This is a genomic window from Actinoallomurus rhizosphaericola (assembly GCF_024055675.1).
GTDB lineage: Bacteria > Actinomycetota > Actinomycetes > Streptosporangiales > Streptosporangiaceae > Actinoallomurus > Actinoallomurus soli.
This window is the reverse complement of record NZ_JAMXMW010000001.1, coordinates 722,686-740,599: the sequence shown is the minus strand read 5'-3', so window position 1 is coordinate 740,599 and position 17,914 is coordinate 722,686. Positions and strand designations below refer to the sequence as shown.

The 17,914-nt window shown below is 72.3% G+C and carries 17 protein-coding genes; 10 read left to right on the top strand and 7 right to left on the bottom strand.

The genetic code is table 11. The features are described from left to right. The first annotated feature begins 248 nt into the window (after positions 1-248). The 9 genes from glcF (at position 249) to NE234_RS44085 (ending at position 10,389) form a co-directional block, all read left to right on the top strand. A complete protein-coding gene (glcF, locus tag NE234_RS03530; RefSeq protein ID WP_252777093.1) occupies positions 249-1,514 on the top strand; it encodes a glycolate oxidase subunit GlcF in 1,266 nt (421 codons plus the stop codon). After that, positions 1,511-3,148 (top strand): L-lactate permease, encoded by a 1,638-nt coding sequence (locus NE234_RS03525; protein ID WP_252777090.1) that lies wholly within the window; start codon positions 1,511-1,513, stop codon positions 3,146-3,148. Before glcF ends, NE234_RS03525 begins: the two co-directional genes overlap by 4 nt. Positions 3,149-3,268: 120 nt before the next feature. Beyond that, positions 3,269-3,997 (top strand): hypothetical protein, encoded by a 729-nt coding sequence (locus NE234_RS03520; protein ID WP_252777081.1) that lies wholly within the window; start codon positions 3,269-3,271, stop codon positions 3,995-3,997. A 101-nt stretch (positions 3,998-4,098) separates the two neighbouring features. Further along, positions 4,099-4,773 (top strand): response regulator, encoded by a 675-nt coding sequence (locus NE234_RS03515; RefSeq protein ID WP_252777417.1) that lies wholly within the window; start codon positions 4,099-4,101, stop codon positions 4,771-4,773. A gap of 8 nt (positions 4,774-4,781) precedes the next feature. Beyond that, entirely contained in the window at positions 4,782-6,281 is a 1,500-nt protein-coding gene (locus NE234_RS03510; protein ID WP_252777078.1) for a HAMP domain-containing sensor histidine kinase, read from the top strand. After that, positions 6,268-6,549: a hypothetical protein gene (locus NE234_RS03505; protein ID WP_252777076.1), complete on the top strand. Its 282-nt coding sequence runs from the start codon at positions 6,268-6,270 to the stop codon at positions 6,547-6,549. The genes NE234_RS03510 and NE234_RS03505 overlap by 14 nt, the downstream gene beginning before the upstream one ends. Positions 6,550-6,737: 188 nt before the next feature. Beyond that, positions 6,738-7,991: a glycosyltransferase gene (locus tag NE234_RS03500; protein WP_252777074.1), complete on the top strand. Its 1,254-nt coding sequence runs from the start codon at positions 6,738-6,740 to the stop codon at positions 7,989-7,991. Beyond that, positions 7,988-10,114, top strand: coding sequence for a glycosyltransferase family 39 protein (locus NE234_RS03495; RefSeq protein WP_252777071.1), 2,127 nt, complete (start codon positions 7,988-7,990; stop codon positions 10,112-10,114). Before NE234_RS03500 ends, NE234_RS03495 begins: the two co-directional genes overlap by 4 nt. A gap of 143 nt (positions 10,115-10,257) precedes the next feature. Continuing rightward, complete coding sequence (locus tag NE234_RS44085; protein ID WP_256528175.1) at positions 10,258-10,389, top strand: hypothetical protein; 132 nt, start codon at positions 10,258-10,260, stop codon at positions 10,387-10,389. 59 nt (positions 10,390-10,448) lie between these two features. On the opposite strand, the gene NE234_RS03490 is transcribed toward NE234_RS44085, so the two are convergent. From NE234_RS03490 to NE234_RS03470, 5 genes are all read right to left on the bottom strand, one after another. Continuing rightward, positions 10,449-12,107 carry an ABC transporter family substrate-binding protein gene (locus NE234_RS03490; RefSeq protein ID WP_252777068.1) on the bottom strand — a complete coding sequence of 553 codons (1,659 nt, stop codon included), beginning with the start codon at positions 12,105-12,107 and terminating at the stop codon, positions 10,449-10,451. Beyond that, positions 12,104-12,889: an ABC transporter permease gene (locus NE234_RS03485; protein WP_252777059.1), complete on the bottom strand. Its 786-nt coding sequence runs from the start codon at positions 12,887-12,889 to the stop codon at positions 12,104-12,106. Before NE234_RS03485 ends, NE234_RS03490 begins: the two co-directional genes overlap by 4 nt. A gap of 14 nt (positions 12,890-12,903) precedes the next feature. Beyond that, positions 12,904-13,884 (bottom strand): ABC transporter permease, encoded by a 981-nt coding sequence (locus NE234_RS03480; RefSeq protein ID WP_252777057.1) that lies wholly within the window; start codon positions 13,882-13,884, stop codon positions 12,904-12,906. 152 nt (positions 13,885-14,036) lie between these two features. Then, positions 14,037-14,192, bottom strand: a complete 156-nt coding sequence (locus NE234_RS03475; protein WP_252777049.1) for a DUF397 domain-containing protein — start codon at positions 14,190-14,192, stop codon at positions 14,037-14,039. Continuing rightward, positions 14,189-15,001, bottom strand: coding sequence for a helix-turn-helix domain-containing protein (locus NE234_RS03470; protein ID WP_308206827.1), 813 nt, complete (start codon positions 14,999-15,001; stop codon positions 14,189-14,191). Before NE234_RS03470 ends, NE234_RS03475 begins: the two co-directional genes overlap by 4 nt. Positions 15,002-15,154: 153 nt before the next feature. Between NE234_RS03470 and NE234_RS03465 the strand changes: the two genes are divergently transcribed. Beyond that, positions 15,155-15,559, top strand: coding sequence for an ATP-binding protein (locus tag NE234_RS03465; RefSeq protein ID WP_252777032.1), 405 nt, complete (start codon positions 15,155-15,157; stop codon positions 15,557-15,559). A 144-nt stretch (positions 15,560-15,703) separates the two neighbouring features. Here NE234_RS03465 and NE234_RS03460 read toward each other — a convergent pair whose 3' ends face one another. Both NE234_RS03460 and NE234_RS03455 read right to left on the bottom strand, forming a co-directional pair. Beyond that, the gene (locus NE234_RS03460; protein WP_252777023.1) at positions 15,704-16,738 is read right to left on the bottom strand and encodes an acyl-CoA dehydrogenase family protein; all 1,035 of its coding nucleotides are present in this window, start codon (positions 16,736-16,738) and stop codon (positions 15,704-15,706) included. A 2-nt stretch (positions 16,739-16,740) separates the two neighbouring features. Continuing rightward, the gene (locus tag NE234_RS03455; protein WP_252777013.1) at positions 16,741-17,910 is read right to left on the bottom strand and encodes an acyl-CoA dehydrogenase family protein; all 1,170 of its coding nucleotides are present in this window, start codon (positions 17,908-17,910) and stop codon (positions 16,741-16,743) included. Positions 17,911-17,914 lie beyond the last annotated feature (4 nt).

Genomic DNA, 17,914 nt, shown 5'->3' with positions numbered 1-17,914 from the left:
CGCGGATCAAACTCCCAGAGCGGGTCGTCGCTCGCCTTCCAACGAACGGACGGCGGTACTCCGAGCACAGCCCTACGTACGCCACATCGGAGGGCGTATGTGTCCGGCAGGCCATACGACCAGTTATAACAGCATCACCTATTCATAGCTGGCGGAGAAGGAAATTCGATGGTGAAACCAAAGAGCAAATCGGTCAGAGACGACATTCTTCCGTTGTCTGAAGCCGACGGCCGCCTCCGAGTATTCTGATGGAGAAGGAGTTCCGGGAGCTGCTCGACGACTGCGTGCACTGCGGGTTCTGCCTGCCGACCTGCCCGACGTACGTGCTGTGGGGCGAGGAGATGGACTCGCCGCGCGGTCGCATCCACCTCATGGACCAGCTGGAGCGCGGCGGGCCGCTGACCGACTCGACCGTCGAGCACGTCGACCGCTGCCTCGGCTGCATGGCGTGCGTGACCGCCTGCCCGTCCGGGGTCCGGTACGACCGGCTCATCGAGCTGACGCGGGCCCGGGTCGAGGACGACCATCCGCGGTCGCGCGGCGAGCGGCTGCTGCGCGAAATGATCTTCGCGGTGTTCCCGTATCCGCGGCGGCTGCGGGCGCTGCGCGGGCCGCTGCGCGCGTACCGGCGGCTGCCCCTGGACCTCGGCCCGCTCCTGGAGCGGATCTCCCCGACCCTGGCGGCGATGGAGCGCCTTGCGCCGCCCGCGGCCCGGCACGTACGGCTGCCGGAGCGCGTCGCCGCCCGCGGCGAGCGCCGGGCCGTCGTGGGGATGCTGACCGGGTGCGTGCAGCGGGAGTTCTTCCCCGGCGTGAACGCCGCGACCGCTCGTGTCCTGGCCATGGAGGGCTGCGACGTCGTCATCCCGAAGGGTCAGGGCTGCTGCGGGGCGCTGTCGCTGCACAGCGGCCGGGCGGAGGAGGCGAAGGCGTTCGCGCGCGGGGTGATCGAGGCGTTCGCGGACGTGGACGTCGTCGTGGTCAACGCGGCCGGGTGCGGGTCGGCGATGAAGGACTATGGCGCGGTGCTGGCCGGCGACCCGGAGTGGGCCGGGCGGGCGGCCGCGCTGTCGGCCCGGACCCGCGACCTGGCGGAGTTCCTGGCCGAGCTGGGGCCGCGCGCCACCCGGCACCCCCTGGACCTGACCGTGGCGTACCACGACGCGTGCCACCTCGCGCACGCTCAGGGAGTGCGCGCGCAGCCCCGGCGGCTGCTCGGCGACATCGCCGGCCTGCGGGTCAGGGAGGTCGCCGAGCCGGAGCTCTGCTGCGGGTCCGCCGGGGTCTACAACCTGCTGCAGCCGGAGGCGGCGGGCGAGCTCGGTGACCGCAAGGCGGCGAACGTCGCGGCGACCGGCGCGGACCTGCTCGTCGCCGCGAACCCCGGCTGCACCCTGCAGATCACCACCGCCCTGCGCCGCCGTGGACGGGAACTGCCGGTGGCCCACACGGCGGAGGTCCTGGACGCGTCCATTCGGGGGATCGGCAAGGAGTCGTTTCTCTCCCGGAGGTGAGCGTGTTCCGTCAGGTGCTCGATCCCGTCGCCCATTCCCTCGCGTGGAGCTCGCTGGTCGCCGCGCTGCCGCTGCTGACGCTGTTCGTGCTGCTCGGCGGCCTGCGGATGCGCGCGTGGATCGCCTCGCTGGTCGCCCTCGCCGTCGCGCTGGCCGTCGCGGTCTGGGCGTACGGCATGCCGGCCGGGCAGGCGGCCCTGGCGGGGACGGAGGGCGCGGCGTTCGGGTTCTTCCCGATCCTGTGGATCGTGATCAACGCGATCTGGGTCTACACGATGACCGTGGAGACCGGGCACTTCGACGTGCTCCGCAGGTCGTTCGCGCGGGTCAGCGACGACCAGCGGATTCAGGCGATCATCATCGCGTTCTCCTTCGGCGCGCTGCTGGAGGCCCTCGCGGGGTTCGGCACGCCTGTGGCGGTCACCTCGGTCATGCTCATCGCGCTGGGGTTCCGGCCGCTGAAGGCCGCGGTGCTGGCGCTGACCGCGAACACCGCGCCGGTGGCCTTCGGGGCGATGGCCACCCCGGTCCTCACGCTCGGGAAGGTGACGTCGCAGTCCAGCGACACGCTCGGGGCGATGGTGGGGCGGCAGACGCCGATCCTCGCGCTGTTCGTGCCGCTGGTGCTGGTCGGCATCGTCGACGGGCGCCGCGGCCTGCGGGAGACCTGGCCGACCGCGCTCGGCTGCGGGGTGGCCTTCGCGGTCGCGCAGTACGCGACGTCGAACTTCGTGTCGGTTCCGCTGGCGGACGTGGTGGCCGCGCTGGTGTCCGTCGCGGCGGCGGTGGCGATGGTACGGGCGCGGCCCCGGCCGGGCGGGCAGGCGGTGATGGCGGGCGGCGCGGCGGACGAGCCGACGCCGGAGTTCGCCGAGCGGGTGGCCCGGTCCGACGATCGCCGGGAGGTCCTGCGGGCGTACCTGCCGTACGCGACGATCATCGTGGTGTTCGTCGTCTGCCAGATAACGGCCGTCAAGAACGCTCTGGGCAGGGCGACGCTGACGGTGCAATGGCCGGGCCTGCACCTGGAGAGCGCGGCAGGCAAACCGCTTTCCCTGCCGACCTTCACGCTGAACCTGCTGACGTCTCCGGGCACCCAGATGCTGGCCGCCGGGCTGCTCACCATGATCATTTTGCGGATATCGGTCCGCGGCGCGCTGCGCGCCTATCGCGACACGCTGGTGCGGCTGCGGTGGGCGATCCTCACCGTCATGCTCGTCCTGGCGCTGGGGTTCGTGATGAACGCGTCGGGACAAACGATCACCTTGGGCACCTGGATGGCGGGCGCGGGGGCATTCTTCGCGTTCCTCTCCCCCATCCTCGGCTGGCTCGGCACCGCGGTGACCGGCTCCGACACGTCCTCGAACTCCCTGTTCGGCGCCCTGCAGGTGGCCGCCGCGGGCAGGGCCGACCTGTCACCGGTGCTCCTGGCGGCCGCCAACAGTTCCGGCGGCGTGCTCGGCAAAATGGTCTCTCCGCAGAACCTGGCGATCGCCGCGGCGGCGGTCGGACTGGACGGCCGGGAGGGCGACATCCTCCGCCGAGTGATCATTTGGAGTCTCGTCTTTCTGGCCGGCATGTGCGTGCTGGTCCTTTTGCAGGCGAACGCCATTCTGTCGTGGATGGTGCCCTGACGAACGGTCATCTCTGCGGTAATTCCCGGTTCCGACCTGCTTTGCTATCTTTTGTCCCCTCCAAACGATCGATGCGAGGCTCCGCCCCGCCCGCACGCAGCCATCGAACCGGGATGATCAATGCCAGCGAGCCACCGCTCACATCGGCGGAAGAAAGCCGGGAACGCCGCCCGCCTCGGCATCGCGGGCGCCGTCACCGGCGTCGTCGGAGTGGCCGCCGTCGCCGGGTTGATCTTCGCCGTACGGGCCCACGAGACCCACTCCCCGCGCGATCCGGGCACCGTCGCGGCCGCCAAGACGGACGCCGCCGCGGCCGGGACCTCCCACGGGCGGACCCTCGCCCAGCTCAAGCCGGGCCCCAAGCTCGACCTCACCACCCCGGACGGCTACATCTACTCGGTCGCCGCGGTGGAGTCCGGCACCGCCGACAAGCCGCTCTCCGGGAACAGGACACCGCCACCGGACGGCGCGACCCTCGCCTACATCGACTACGTCATCACCAACACCGGCACCCGGCCCGCCCTGCTCGACTTCCCGGCCGACCTGTTCGTCAAGCGCTCCGTCCTGCCGGCGAGCGTCGCGGGCACGGGCCGGTGCATGCCCCAGCCCGGCGCTCCGTCGGACATGTGCACGCTGCCGGACACGACCCAGGTCATCGACACCCTCGGGTTCCCGGCGCCCCGGTCCCAGGACGGCGACCAGTTCATCCCGGCCGGCGCCAGCTACCTCGTCCGGGTCGCCACCGACATGGGCGTGGACAAGGGCACGAAGCAGGACGACCTCGGGCTGTACGTGTGGAACCCGCGCTTCGTCGCCAGCCGGCAGGCCGTCAAGGTCGAGTTCCCCTGAGCCGTCGAGCGCGGCCCTCTGAGAGTTACATGAGAAAGCGCCCCGTGACCGTTCACTCCGGTTTCCCCAGGTCGAACCGCCGGTAACGTCGGAGCGTGCGCATCCTGGTCGTGGACGACGAACCCGCCGTCCGAGAGTCACTCGCCACCAGCCTCGCCTTCGAGGACTACGAGGTGGAGACCGCGGTGGACGGGCTGGACGCCCTGGAGAAGCTGGACGCCGTCAAGCCCGACCTGCTTCTGCTCGACATCCTCATGCCCCGCCTCGACGGCCTGACCACCTGCCGCCGGCTGCGCGCCCGTGGGGAGACCGTGCCGGTCCTCATGCTCACCGCGCGCGACACCATCGGCGACCGGGTCACCGGCCTGGACTCCGGCGCCGACGACTACCTCGTCAAGCCGTTCGAGCTGGACGAACTGCTGGCCCGGGTCCGCGCGCTGCTGCGGCGCAGCGCGCTCGCCTCCCGGCCGGCCGAGGAGCCCGGAGACGTCCTGGAGTACGCCGGCGTGCGGATGAACACGCTGACGCGGGAGGTCACCCGGGACGACCGCGCGCTCGGCCTGACCCGTACGGAGTACACGCTGCTGGAGATGTTCCTGTCGCACCCGCGTCAGGTGCTCACCCGCGAGCAGATCCTCGAGACGGTGTGGGGCTTCGACTTCGAACCCGCCTCGAACTCTCTCGACGTCTACGTGATGTACCTGCGGCGCAAGATGGGCGAGCCGCGGCTCATCCACACCGTCCGCGGTGTCGGGTACGTCCTGCGCGAAGCATGATCACCCGGATGTCGCTGCGGACCCGGCTGGCCGTGCTGACCAGCCTGGCCGTGGCCGTGGCGGTCGCCGCCTGCGCCATCGGCTGCTGGTTCATCGTCCGCCGCCAGCTCGTCGAGCAGCTCGACCAGTCGCTGTCGAGCCCCAAGGCCGGCTTCGGCGGCGGGCCGCCGGGCGGCGGCCAGGGCGGCCCGCTGCGACGGGACACCAACCCCGTGGCCGACATCTGCACGCAGCCGCCCCGCGGCGGCAACGACCGGTTCCGCGACTTCCTCCCCACCATGCAGGTCGTACGGGCGGACGGCACCACGTGCAGCCCGCCGGACACCACCGACCCGCTCGTGCCGGCGAAGAGCGACGTGCAGGTCGCCGAGGGCCTGCTCGACCTCGTCCGCCGCGACGGCCGCACCCGGAGCGGCACCCCGATGCGGATCTTCACCCACCGCGACCCGAACAGCGGCGTCGCGGTGTCCATCGCCAAGCCCCTCGACCCGATCAACGAGAAGCTCGACAGCCTCGCCGTGCTGCTGGTCGTCGTCTCCGCCGTCGGGGTCCTCGGCGCGGCCACCGCCGGCCTGCTCGTCGCCCGCGCCGGGCTGCGCCCCGTCGACCGGCTCACCGCCGCCGTCGAGCACATCGCCCGTACCGAGGACCTGGCCACCACGATCCCGGCCGACGGCCACGACGAGATCACGCGGCTGAGCCGGTCGTTCAACAGCATGACCCGCGCCCTGGCCAGCGCGCGCGAACGCCAGCAGCAGCTGATCGTCGACGCGGGACACGAACTCCGCACACCGCTGACCAGCCTGCGCACGAACATCGACCTCATGCTGCGCAGCGAGACGACCGGCCGGCCGCTGCCCGCCGCGCAGAAGCAGAAGCTCCTCGGCAACGTCAAGGAACAACTGGTCGAGCTCACCCACCTCGTCGGCGACCTGCTCGACCTGTCCCGGCCCCAGCCCGCCGCGGGCACCCGCGTCGAGGAGGACGTCGCGGTGCACGAGGCCGTCGCCAACGCTCTGCGCCGTGCGCGGCTGCGCGGCCCCGGCCTGCGCATCGAGGAGGACGTCTCGCCGTGGTACGTCCGCGGTGACGCGGCCTCCCTCGAACGGGCGGTGGTGAACCTCCTCGACAACGCCGTGAAGTTCAGCCCGCCGGACGGCACGGTCGCCGTGCGGCTGGCCGGCGGCGAGCTGACCGTATGTGACCAGGGGCCGGGCATCCCGTCCGAGGACCTGCCGTACGTCTTCGACCGCTTCTGGCGCTCCCCGTCCGCCCGCGGCCTGCCCGGGTCAGGGCTGGGGCTGGCGATCGTCGCCCGCGCCGTCGCGGACGCGGGAGGCGAGGTCCGGCTGGGCCCCGCCGAGGGCGGCGGCACGCTGGCGTGGCTCCGCCTGCCGGGGTCCGCGACGCCGCCACAGGGCGCGGAGCTGGGCCGCGACGAGCCGCGGGTCGGCGTCGCCGACGCAGGCGGCCGCGCCGGCGGCGAAGACGCCGGTGGCCGGGGCTAGCGGCGCGACCACCAGCACCAGCGCGCGGGGGTGGTCGGCCACCACGCGGCGTACCCGCTCGCCGTCCGGGCGCCCGAGGACGACGCAGTCCGGGTCGGCGACGCCCGCCGAGACCTCGATCGGCTCGGGCGTCAGCGCGGCGAGCCGTACGGCGTCGATCCCCGGACCGATCACCAGCACCGTGAATGCGGGAACCTCGATGCCCGAGTCGGGCGTCATGTCCGCGTCCCCCGGGTTCAGCCTCATGGCCGCCCCCTTTCTCTCCTGACTCCAGCGTGCCCGCGGAAGCTCAGCCCGCCGTTTGTGGACGATGAGAGACCGATGAGAGCCGGTTTCTCATCCCCGCTTCACAGACGGCTCAGGCGGCTCCCACGATGAGTCGCGAGCTTGGTCCCCATGACCGAGCTGACGACCTCCGTGGCGCCCCCGGGGTCCGGGCCGGCGCACGGTTCAGCCGTGCGTTCCCGGCTCAGCCTCCTGGGGCGTCCCCCGGCAACGACCGAGGAAGACCCCCGCGACCCGCTCGTCGAGGTCGCCATCCCCGTCTACAACGAACAGCACGTCCTGGCGGCCAGCGTGCGCCGGCTGCACGCGTACCTCCGCGCGACCTTCCCGTACCGCTTCGTGATCACGATCGCGGACAACGCGAGCACCGACGGCACCTGGGAGGTCGCGCAGCGGCTCGCGCTGGAGATCCCCGAGGTGGACGCCGTGCACCTGGACCGCAAGGGACGCGGGCGGGCGCTCCGGCACGTGTGGAGCACCAGCGTCGCCGACGTGGTCGCCTACATGGACGTGGACCTGTCCACCGACCTGCACGCGTTCCTCCCGCTGATCGCGCCGCTGGTGTCCGGCCACAGCGACCTGGCGATCGGCACGCGCCTGTCCCGCGGCTCCGCCGTCGTACGGGGTCCGAAGCGGGAGTTCATCTCCCGTACCTACAACCTGATGCTGCGGACGGCGCTCGCCGCGCGCTTCTCCGACGCCCAGTGCGGGTTCAAGGCCGGCCGCACCGAGATCGTGCGGGCCCTGCTGCCCGCCGTCGAGGACGAAGCCTGGTTCTTCGACACCGAACTGCTGCTGCTCGCCGAGCGGAACGGCCTGCGCATCCACGAGGTGCCGGTGGACTGGGTCGACGACCCGGACAGCCGCGTCGACGTCGTCCGTACGGCAGCGGACGACCTGCGCGGCATGGCGCGGGTGGCCCGGCGCGTCCTGTCCGGCGCCTTCCACGTGCCGGTCCCCACCCGCACGCGAGAGGCCCGGCTGCCGACCGGGATGAAGCGGCAGCTGCCGAGCTTCGCCGTCATCGGCGTCATCAGCACCGTCGCCCAGCTCGTCCTGTACGCGCTGCTGCGCTTCCTCATGCCGGTCGTCGCCGCGAACGTCGTGTCCTACTTCCTCGCCGCGATCGCCAACACCGCGGCGAACCGCCGGTTCACCTTCGGCGTCCGCGGCCGCCGGCGAGCCGTACGGCACCAGCTGGAGGGCGGCGTCGCCTTCCTCGTCGGCCTCGCCATCAGCACCGCCGGGCTGGCCGCGCTGAACACCGCCTCCCCGGACGCGTCCCGTCTCGTCGAGGTGGGCGCGCTGTTCGCCCTCAACCTGTTCGCCGCCGTCGTACGCTTCGTCCTGCTGCGCGCCTGGGTGTTCCACCCGCGCCGCGCCGCGGAGGGATCGGAGCCCGTCCTTCAGGAGCAGTCCCGTTGACCACGCAGCTGTCCGAACCCGTCGGCGCCCGGCAGGCGCCGCCCGATGGCCGGCTGAGACGCCTCGCGCTCGGCTCCGCCGAAGACCCCCGCTGGACCCGTCCCGCGCTGTGGGCCGTCCTCGCGCTGGCCACCGCGCTGTACGCCTGGGGCCTGTCCGGGGGCGGCTACGCGAACGACTTCTACTCCGCCGCCGTCAAGAGCGGCGCCCAGAGCTGGAAGGCGTTCTTCTTCGGCTCCCTTGACGCCGGGTCCTTCATCACGGTGGACAAGCCGCCGATGGCCCTGTGGGTCCAGGAGATCTTCGCCCGGATCATGGGCTTCGGCACCTGGAGCCTGCTGCTGCCCGAGGTGATCACGGGCGTCGCGGCGATCGCCGTCGTGTACGCGACGGTCCGGCGGGCCTTCGGACCGGTCGCGGGCGTCATCGCCGCGCTCGTCATGACGCTCACGCCGATCACCGTGGCGATCAACCGGGACAACAACCCCGACACGCTGCTCGTGCTGCTGCTGGCCCTGGCCGCGTGGGCCTGCCAGCGGGCGCTGGAGTCCGGACGGCTGCGCTGGCTGCTCGCCTCGGCGTTCTTCCTCGGCTGCGGGTTCAACACCAAGATGCTGCAGGCCTACATCCTGCTGCCGGCACTCGCCCTCGCCTACCTGCTCTTCGCCCACGGTGGCCTGCTCCGCCGGATCGGGCACCTGCTGGCCGCCGGGGTCGTCCTGGCGGTGTCGAGCTTCTGGTGGATGGTGATCGTCGATCTGATCCCCGCGAGCAGGCGGCCCTACATCGGCGGCAGCACGGACGGCACCGCCTGGAACCTCGTCATCGGCTACAACGGCATCGGCCGGATCACCGGCAACGAGAGCGGCGGACCGGGCGGCGGCGGGCCAGGCGGCGGCCGTGGCGGGCCCGGAGGCGGAGGGGGCTTCTCCGGCCAGTCCGGCATCGGGCGGATGTTCAACGACGTCCTCGGCGGTCAGATCTCCTGGCTGCTGCCGCTCGCCGCGATCGCGCTGGTGGCCGGGCTCGTCCTCTACTGGAGGCGGCCGCGCACCGACCTGGCGCGGGCGGCGCTGGTGATGTGGGGCGGCTGGCTGGCCCTGCACTTCGTGGTGTTCAGCTTCGCGAGCGGCATCATGCACCCCTACTACACGACGGCCATGGCCCCGGGAATCGCCGCCCTGACCGGCATCGGCGCCGTCGAGCTCACCCGCGCCCGCCGGCGCGGCGGCGCCTGGCCCTGGGTCCTGCCCGTCGGTGTCGCGGTGACCGGTGCCTGGGCCTTCGTCCTCCTGGGCCGGACCCCGGACTGGAACCCGTGGCTGGCCTGGGTGATCGCGGGGCTGACCGTGGTCGCGGTGATCGGCCTGCTGGCCACCCGCCTCGGCCCGGGCGCCCTCGCCCGCTTCGGCGTCCTGGCGGCCGTCGCCGGCCTCGTGGCCGGGCTCGCCGGGCCGGCGGCCTTCGCCGTCTCGGCCGCCGGCGGTCACGCGAACGGCAGCAACCCCACCGCCGGCCCGAACTCCGGCGGCATGGGCTTCCCCGGCATGCGCGGCGGGATGCCGGGCGGCGGTCAGCTGCCCGCCGCCATCCGGCAGCGCATCGAGGAGAACGGCGGCTTCCGCGGCGGCTTCCCGGGCGGCGGCGAAGCGCCCGGCGGCGCCCCCGGCGGTAGCGCGTCCGGCGGCCGGGCGGCGGGCCGCCTGGGCGGCCCGGGCGGCGGTCCCGGCATGGGCGGGGAGCCGAACTCGCAGATGATCTCCTACCTGGAGAAGAACCAGGGCGACGCGACCTGGCTCGTCGCGGTCAGCAACTCCCAGAGCGCGGCGTCGCTCATCCTGCAGACCGGCAAGCCGGTGATCTCCATGTTCGGCTTCGGCGGCAGTGACAGGGCCATGACGGCGCAAAAGCTCCAGGAGCTGGTCAAGGCCGGGAAGCTCCACTACGTGATGACCGGCGGCGGCTTCGGCGGACGCGGCGGCCCCGACGGCGGCGGCAACTCCGACGTGACCTCCTGGGTCACCAAGAACTGCACCGCCGTGAAGTCCTCCGAGTACGGCGGATCCACCCAGAGCAACGGCTCCACCGAGACCAGCGGCTCCTCCCTCTACCGCTGCGGCTGACGGACCCGCGGGCCCGGCGACTCCCCGCGCCGGGCCCGCGCCCACCGCCCCACCCGACTCCCTCAGCGAACAACGGATCGTTCGCGAGCCGACGCGGGATGATGGCTGACGACGTTCCTCCCACGAAGCACGGGGAGTACAGGATGACCGATTCACCCGCCGAGGACGCCTGGCTCAATGCGCTGGCCGACGAAGCCGAGTCGGCTGGTGCGGAAGGCTCCGTCTCGATCGATGAGATGCGCGCCATGCTGGCGGGCGAGATCACGCCGCCGTGATCACTGACGGATGCCGCTGCTAGAACGCAGCATCCGCAAGGGATCATGCCGCGGGCCGGCTACTTGTGGAAGCCGATGTCGGTCCAGATCGGGTCGCTCAGGCCGAAGGCGCCCCAGTTGGCGAGGGTCGAGCGGACGGGCACGATCTGGGGGCGCTGGTACAGCGGCAGTGAGTGCATCTCCCGCCAGATCATCCGGTCGGCCTCGTTCGCCGCGCGCCGGGCCCGGGTCGGGTCGAGTTCGCCGACGGCCTGGGCGAGTGTCCGGTCGAGGCGCGCGGAGCCGACGCGGGCGAGGTTCTGCAGCACGGCGCCGCCGCGCGGCCGGGCGTACACCGACTCCAGGTTCGAGATCGGGTACGGCGTGCCGTGCCAGGTGAACGGGGCGAGGTCGAAGGCGCCCGGCAGGAGGTACCGGTCGAAGAAGTCGCCGTCGGGTACCGGGTGGAGCAGCAGCCGCACGCCCACCCGGCGCAACATCGCCTGGATCAGCTCTCCGCTCTGCCGGCTCGTCGTCGCACTCTCCGGATGGACGAAGCGCAGGGTCAGCGTCCGGCCGTCCTTCCGGCGGACTCCCCCGGCCCGCGCCCAGCCCGCCCGGTCCAGGAGCCGTCCGGCCCGGGCCGGGTCGTACGTTCCCGCCCCTCCGGTGTTGTCCTGGTAGCCGCGCTGGGTGTCGACGTACACGTGGTCGTTCATGACCTCGGGCCGTCCCGGGAGGCCGTGCAGAGCCGACTGGGCGACGGCCGGGCGGTCGATGGCCATCGCGATCGCCCGGCGCACGTCCGGATCCGACAGGATCGGGCCGGCGCCGTTGAAGGTGAGCTGGGTGAAGTCCGGCCCGGCCGCCTGGCGTACCGAAACCCCGGCGGTCCCTTCGAGACGGGCGTACGCGGCGGCGTCCGGCCCGGCGTCGAAGCCGTCGATCTCACCGCCGAGCAGCGCGCCGGGCATGGCGTCGCGGGCGAGGTACCGGAAGACGATCCGGTCGAGCTTCGCGCGGGTCCCCCACCAGGCGGGGTCCCGGACGACCGAGATGGTCTGCGCCGTCCGGTCGATGCGTTCCGGCCGGAACGGGCCCGCGGTGACGGGGAGCCGGTTCAGCCAGGCGTGGTCCCAGCGGTCCGGCGTGCCGATGGTCTTGGCCGGGTACAGCGGGCTGAACAGCTCGGGCCACTCGCCGAAGGGCCGGGCGAACGTGACGACGACCTGCCGGTCGCCGGCGCCGCGCTCGACGCTGCGGACGCGGTCGTACCCGGTGGACGTGGCGATCGCGTACTCGGGGTTCCGGCCGCGGGTCGCCCGCCAGAGGGCCCGGAAGTCGCGGTAGCCGATCGGCGTGCCGTCGGACCAGCGGGCCTTCGGGTTCAGGTCGTAGACGACGACCTGGCGCGGCCTCGTACGGGTGACCCGGACGCGGGCGAGGTAGTCGGGGTTCGGGTGCACCGCGCCGGTCGCGTCGGCGCGGAACAGCCAGGGCAGCGTGGTGCGCAGGACCGTGACCGCGTCGAGGTTCGGCCCGCCGAGGTGCCAGTAGTTCCACTGGGCGCGGAACTCCCCGGCCGCGAGCCGCAGGGTGCCGCCGTCCCGTACGGCGTCGCGCGGAGCCGGGCCGATGTCGTACGGGGCGAGCGCGGACGGCTCGCCGGGACGGGTGCCGCCGCAGCCGGCGGACGTGATCAGGATCAACGCGCTCAGTACGAGCCTTACGGGGGTCATCCGCGTTCCCGGGGTGAGAAGAGACCCGGCAGGCCGGCGCCGGCCAGGTCGACGGCGAGCAGGACGAGGACGAGCGCGACCACCGGCGGCAGGAACAGCCAGGGGAACACCGTCGCGGAGGGAGCGCCGTCGGCGATGAGCGTGCCGAGGGAGACGTCGGGCGGGCGGACGCCGAATCCGAAGTAGGACAGGCCGGACTCCGCGACGATGGCCGCGCCGGTGTTCAGGGTGGCGTCGGCGAGCAGCAGCGGCGTCAGGCTCGGCAGGACGTGCCGCCGGACGATCGTCCGGGTGGGTGCGCCGAGCTGGCGGGCCGCCAGGACGTACCCCTCATCGCGCAGCGAGCGCGTGGCGGCCCGGACCGCCCGTGCCGTGATCGGCCACAGGAGGCAGGTGAGCAGGAGGGCGGTTCCGCCCGTGCCGCCGATCGCCCGTGACGCCACGGCGGCGACCAGGAACGGCGGGAGGACCAGGATCAGGTCGGTGACCCACCGCAGGAGGCGATCCGCCCATCCGCCGAGGTGTCCCGCCGCCGTGCCGGTGACGGCGGCCAGGCCCGTCGACCCGGACGCCACCAGCAGGCCGATCACGAGGGAGCGGCGCAGGGCCCGCACCGTGACCGCGTACATGTCACGGCCGGTCGGGGTCGTGCCGAGCCAGTGCACCGCCGAGGGGGGATCGCCGAACGCCGTGACGTCGACGCCCGCCCAGCCCCATCGGGTGACGAACGGGCCGGCGTACGCGACCGCGACGAGCAGGGTGAGCAGCACCAGACCCGCCACGCGCCGTCCGTGCCTCACGTGCGGGTCCGGGGGTCCAAGGCCGCGACGGCGAGGTCGGACAGCAGACCCGTCCCGGTGACGACGATGGCGGCGAAGCAGCAGTACGCGGCGACCGCGTTCACGTCGCCGCGGTGGATGGAGTCGATCAGCCACTCCCCCATGCCGTGCCAGGCGAACACCTTCTCGGTGCACGCCGCGCCGGCGAGGAGCGTCGCGCAGCCGTACGCGGACAGCGGGACCACCGGGATCACCGCGACGCGCAGCGCGTGCCGGGTCAGCGCCCGGCGGCGGGTCAGTCCCTTGGCGACCGCGGCGCGTACGAACGCGGCGTCGACGGTGTCCCGCAGGGTGCCGCGAAGGTAGTGGGCGAGGACCGCCGCCCGGCCGAGGGCGATCGTGAGCGTCGGGAGGACGAGGTGCCGGCCGCGCTCGGCGATCGCGCGCAGGGATCCGCCCGGCCGGCCGGGGGTGTACTCCCCCGTCCAGGCGAAGATCCTCGTCCCGGTCCGTGCGTCCGCCCACTGCGCCGCGATCTCGCCCACGGTGGCCAGGACGACCACGGGAACGGCCAGGACGGTGAGGCCACCGGCCGCGACGAGGCGCTCGAGGACCGGGGACCGGCCCATCGCGCCGACGAGCCCGAGCACCGCGCCGAGGGCGTTGCCGAGCAGCACTCCGGCCAGGAGCAGGCGGAGGCTCACGCCGGCCCGCCGGCCCATCTCCTCCGCCGCCGGAGTGTCGTCCAGGGTACGGCCGAGGTCGCCGCGTACGGCACCGGACGCCCAGGTGAGGTAGCGCACGACCAGGGGTGTCCGGTCGTCGGCGTTCAACCGGGCGAGCCATGCCTCGACGACGGCGCGCGACGGCCGTGGATTACGCGCCTCCAGCTCCGCGCGCGGGTCGAGGGCGGCCGCCGCGAGGAGGTAGGCGAGGCTGACCGCGACGGCGAGGAGCACTGCCTGCCCGGCCGACCTGCGCAGGAGGACGCCCGCCACGCACACCTCCTCCACGCGTGCCCGATTGAGCCGACCACGTGAAGTTACCGACTGCTCACGCCTCGCGCAGAGGATCGGGGAGATGTTCGGGATGTCGAGTACGTCGGCCTCTGACCTGGAGCGGCGGGGCGGTCACCCGCCCCGCCGCCGCCTCAGCTCCTACGGTCCCCGTCGTGTGGCGGGGTCGGGCAGGCGACCTCGGCGCGGCCGCCCGCGTTCGCGCTGCCGCGGGCGGGCGTGCGCCAGGTCGCGACCTCGACGCACGCCCCGCCGTTGCCGCTGCTCCGTGTCGATTTGCGCCAGTTCATTTCCATCGTTCGGCCACTTTCTTGATCAGGTTGAGTGATGCCTGACGCGGGAGCGCCTCGGCGCGAAGCGACTCCCACATCCGTTTCACGATCGCCAGGTCATCCGCGCTCTCCGCCACCTGGCCGTACAGGGCGGTGTCCAGGTAGACGAACTCGTCGCCGTCCATGGTCGCGATGACGAAGGGCCCGGCCAGGCCGGCGTACGCGCCGGTGTCCCCCGGAATCACCTGCACGACGATGTCCGAACGCGCCTCGCACAGCTGGACGAGGTACAGGAGCTGCTCGCGCATGACCCGCGGTCCGCCGACGGCCCGGTGGAGGACCCCCTCGTCGACCACCGCGACGAACATCGGCGCCTCGTCGCGTTCGAGGATCTGCTGCCGCTCGACCCGGGTCCGCACCTGCGCCTCGATGTCCTGCGAGGCGGGCTGCCCGCTCTTCTCGAAGACCGCGCGCGCGTAGTCCGGCGTCTGCAGCAGGCCCGGGATGAGGAGGGCTTCGAACCAGTTCAGGGCCGTGGCCTGCTCTTCGATGATCCGCCACCGATCGAGCCAGTCCGGGATCAGCTCGCGCTCGACGAGCTCCTTCAGCAGCCGCCGGAGCGCTCCGCCGGTGCCGAGGGCGTCGTCGCACCGTTTGACGAAATCAACCTTCGGTTTGCGTCGCGCCGTCTCGACCATCCCGACGGCGGACTCCGAATAATTGATCGCCTTGGCCAACTGCAGCTGACTCATCTTCCGATACTCACGCCAGGACCTTAACTCAGCGGCGAAGTACTCCAGCCAGGTACGGCCGTCATTGAACCTCACAGTTCCCTCACAACCGCTTCACAAACCGGGCGCTCACGCTCACGGTAACGGGGTCTTCGCTTCGAGAGTACGTCTTTCCAGGTAGACGTGGGAGGTGAATCACGCACCGTCAGGAAGCCGTAAGAGATGAAAACCACACCGCGTTCGAGCTGCATGCTGATCGCCGCCCTTCCGACCGCCGCCGGCCGGGCCCGCGCCTATACGCGTTGGGCCCTTCGCAGCTGGCGGCTCGACCAGACGATCGAGACGGCCGAGCTGCTGGTCAGCGAGCTGGTGACGAACGCCGTGAAGGCGACGGGCACCGTGACCTGCCCCATTCGCTCCGACCGGCGGGACGGGGAGCCGTCGATCTATCTCTGTCTTTCGACATTCGCCGAGAGCCTGCTGATCGAAGTGTGGGACACGAGTGACGATCCGCCGCACCGGCGAACCGCTTCGGACGACGACGAGAACGGCCGCGGACTGCTCCTCGTCCAAGCCCTCGCGAAGGACTGGGGATATGAATCATTACACTCAGGTGGAAAAATCGTATGGTGCGAGTGCCTGCTCCTCGAGTAAGCCCCGAAGAAAGTCATACGCGACCTAGTCGTGGAATATCCCGACTTGATGCGACACGCCGCGAAGGGCCCCGTAGGAAAGGAACACGGCCGGGGAGTGCCCTGCGGTGGACATTCCCCGGCCGCTCATCATGGATTCCCCGCCTCAGTCGAGGAGGAAGGCGGCGACCTCGGCGCGCTGGTCGCGGGCCGGGCCGTCGAACGCCGCGAGCCACTGGGCGCGCTTGTAGTAGCGGTGCAGGACGTGCTCCCAGGTGAAGCCGATGCCGCCGTGCCCCTGGATGGCGTTCTCGCAGGCGAAGACCGCCGCCTCGCCCGCGTGGGCCTTGGCGGCGAGGCAGGCCTGGCGCGCCATCGGGTCGTCCTCGGCGACGCACCACGCGGCCCAGTAGGCCAGCGAACGCGCCTCCTGGAGCCGTACGTAGACGTCGGACGCCTTGTGCGACACCGCCTGGTAGACGCCGATCGGCTTGCCGAACTGCTTGCGCTCCTTGGCGTAGGCGACGAGCAGGTCCAGCGCGCGCTGCGCCACGCCGACCGCCTCCAGGGCCACCGCGGCGTACGCCCGGTCCCGGATCCGGCCGAGCAGGGCGGCGGCCGCCTCCCCGGTCACCAGCGGGCGCGCCGGCGCCCCCTCGAACCGGACGCTCGCCAGGCGCCGCGTGCCGTCCAGCCCGCCGTGCGGCGTGACGACGGCGTCGGAGGCGTTCACGGCGTACAGCCCGTCGGCGGCCGTCACGACGAACAGGTCGACCGCCGCGCCGTCCGGGACGAGCACCTTCTGGCCCGTGAGCCGCCCGTCGGAGACCGACGTGCCGGCCGGGTGCAGCAGGCCCTGGCGCATGCCCGGCTCCGCCCAGGCGAGCGTGGCCGTCAGCCGGCCGTCCGCCACCTGCTTGGCCGTCTCGTCGTCCAGCGCGGGAGCCGCCAGGACGGTCGTGGAGAAGTACGGCGCGGCGAGCGGCCGGTAGCCGGTCTCCTCCAGGAGCACGGCCTGGTCGAGGAAGGTCAGCTCGGCGTCGAGCCAGCCCATCTCGGCGAGCTTCGGCCAGACCTCGGCGTCGACGCCGGTCTCGGAGTCGGCGAGCTGCGCGAGGCGGACGTCGTCGTAGCGGTCGGCGAGGAACTCCCGGGTGAAGCCCCGCAGCTGCTCCTGCTCTTCGGAGAACGCGAAGTCCATGATCAACGTCCCTTCGGCAGGCCGAGGACCCGCTCGGCGATGATGTTGCGGAGGATCTCCGAGGTGCCCGCCTCGATCGTGTTGCCCCGGGACCGCAGCTGCCAGTACTGCCAGAAGCCGTTCCACGGTGCGTCCTCGCCGGTGACCTGGGCGTGCAGCCCGAACACCGACTGGGCGAGCGAGGTGAGGCGCTGGTTGGCCTCGCTCCAGGCGAGCTTGACGCCCGAGCCCTCCGGGCCGGGGATGCCGGTCTCCAGCAGCGTGGTCAGGGCCCGGTAGTTGGTGAAGCGCAGCGACTGCATCTCGATCCACTCGCGGGCGACGGCGTCGCGGAGCAGCGGGTCGTCGGCGGGCCGCCGGCCGTCCGGTCCCTCCTCCCGTACGAGGTCGACCAGGTGGTTCACCATGCGCTCGAGCTCGGCGGACAGCGCGAAGCCCAGCGTGCCGCGCTCGTGCAGCAGGGTGGTCATCGCGACCTTCCAGCCGTCACCCGGCTGCCCGAGGATCGACTCGCGCGGCACCCGCACGTCGTCGAAGAAGATCTCGTTGAACTCCGGGTCGCCGGTGATCTGGTGCAGCGGGCGTACGGTGACGCCGGGCGCGTGCATGTCGACGATGAGGTAGGACAGGCCGGCGTGCTTGGGCGCGTCCGGGTCGGTGCGGACGACGAGGATGCACCAGTCGGCCTTGTGCGCGTAGGACGACCAGACCTTCTGCCCGTTCACCACCCAGTGGTCGCCGTCGAGGACGGCGCTCGTACGGCCGGCGGCCAGGTCCGAGCCCGAGCCGGGCTCGGAGAACCCCTGGCACCAGATCTCCTCGCCGGACAGCAGCGGCTTGAGGTACCGCTGCTTCTGCTCGTCGGTGCCCCAGGCGATGATCGTCGGACCGGCCATGTTCAGGCCGATGACCCCCGGGTGATTGGGTGCGTCGGCGCGGGACGCCTCCTCCAGATAGATCGCCTGGTAGGTCGGGGACAGCCCCCGCCCGCCGTACTCCTCCGGCCAGGTGATCCCGACGTAGCCGGCGTCGTAGAGCCGCCCGCCCCACGCGCGCAGCGCGTCGAAGTCGCCGCGGCCCGCCTCGACCGCGCGTTCCGGCGCGTTCTCCTGGAGCCACGAGCGGAGCTCCGCGCGGAACGCGGCCTCCTCGGGTGTGTCGCGAAAGTCCACGCTG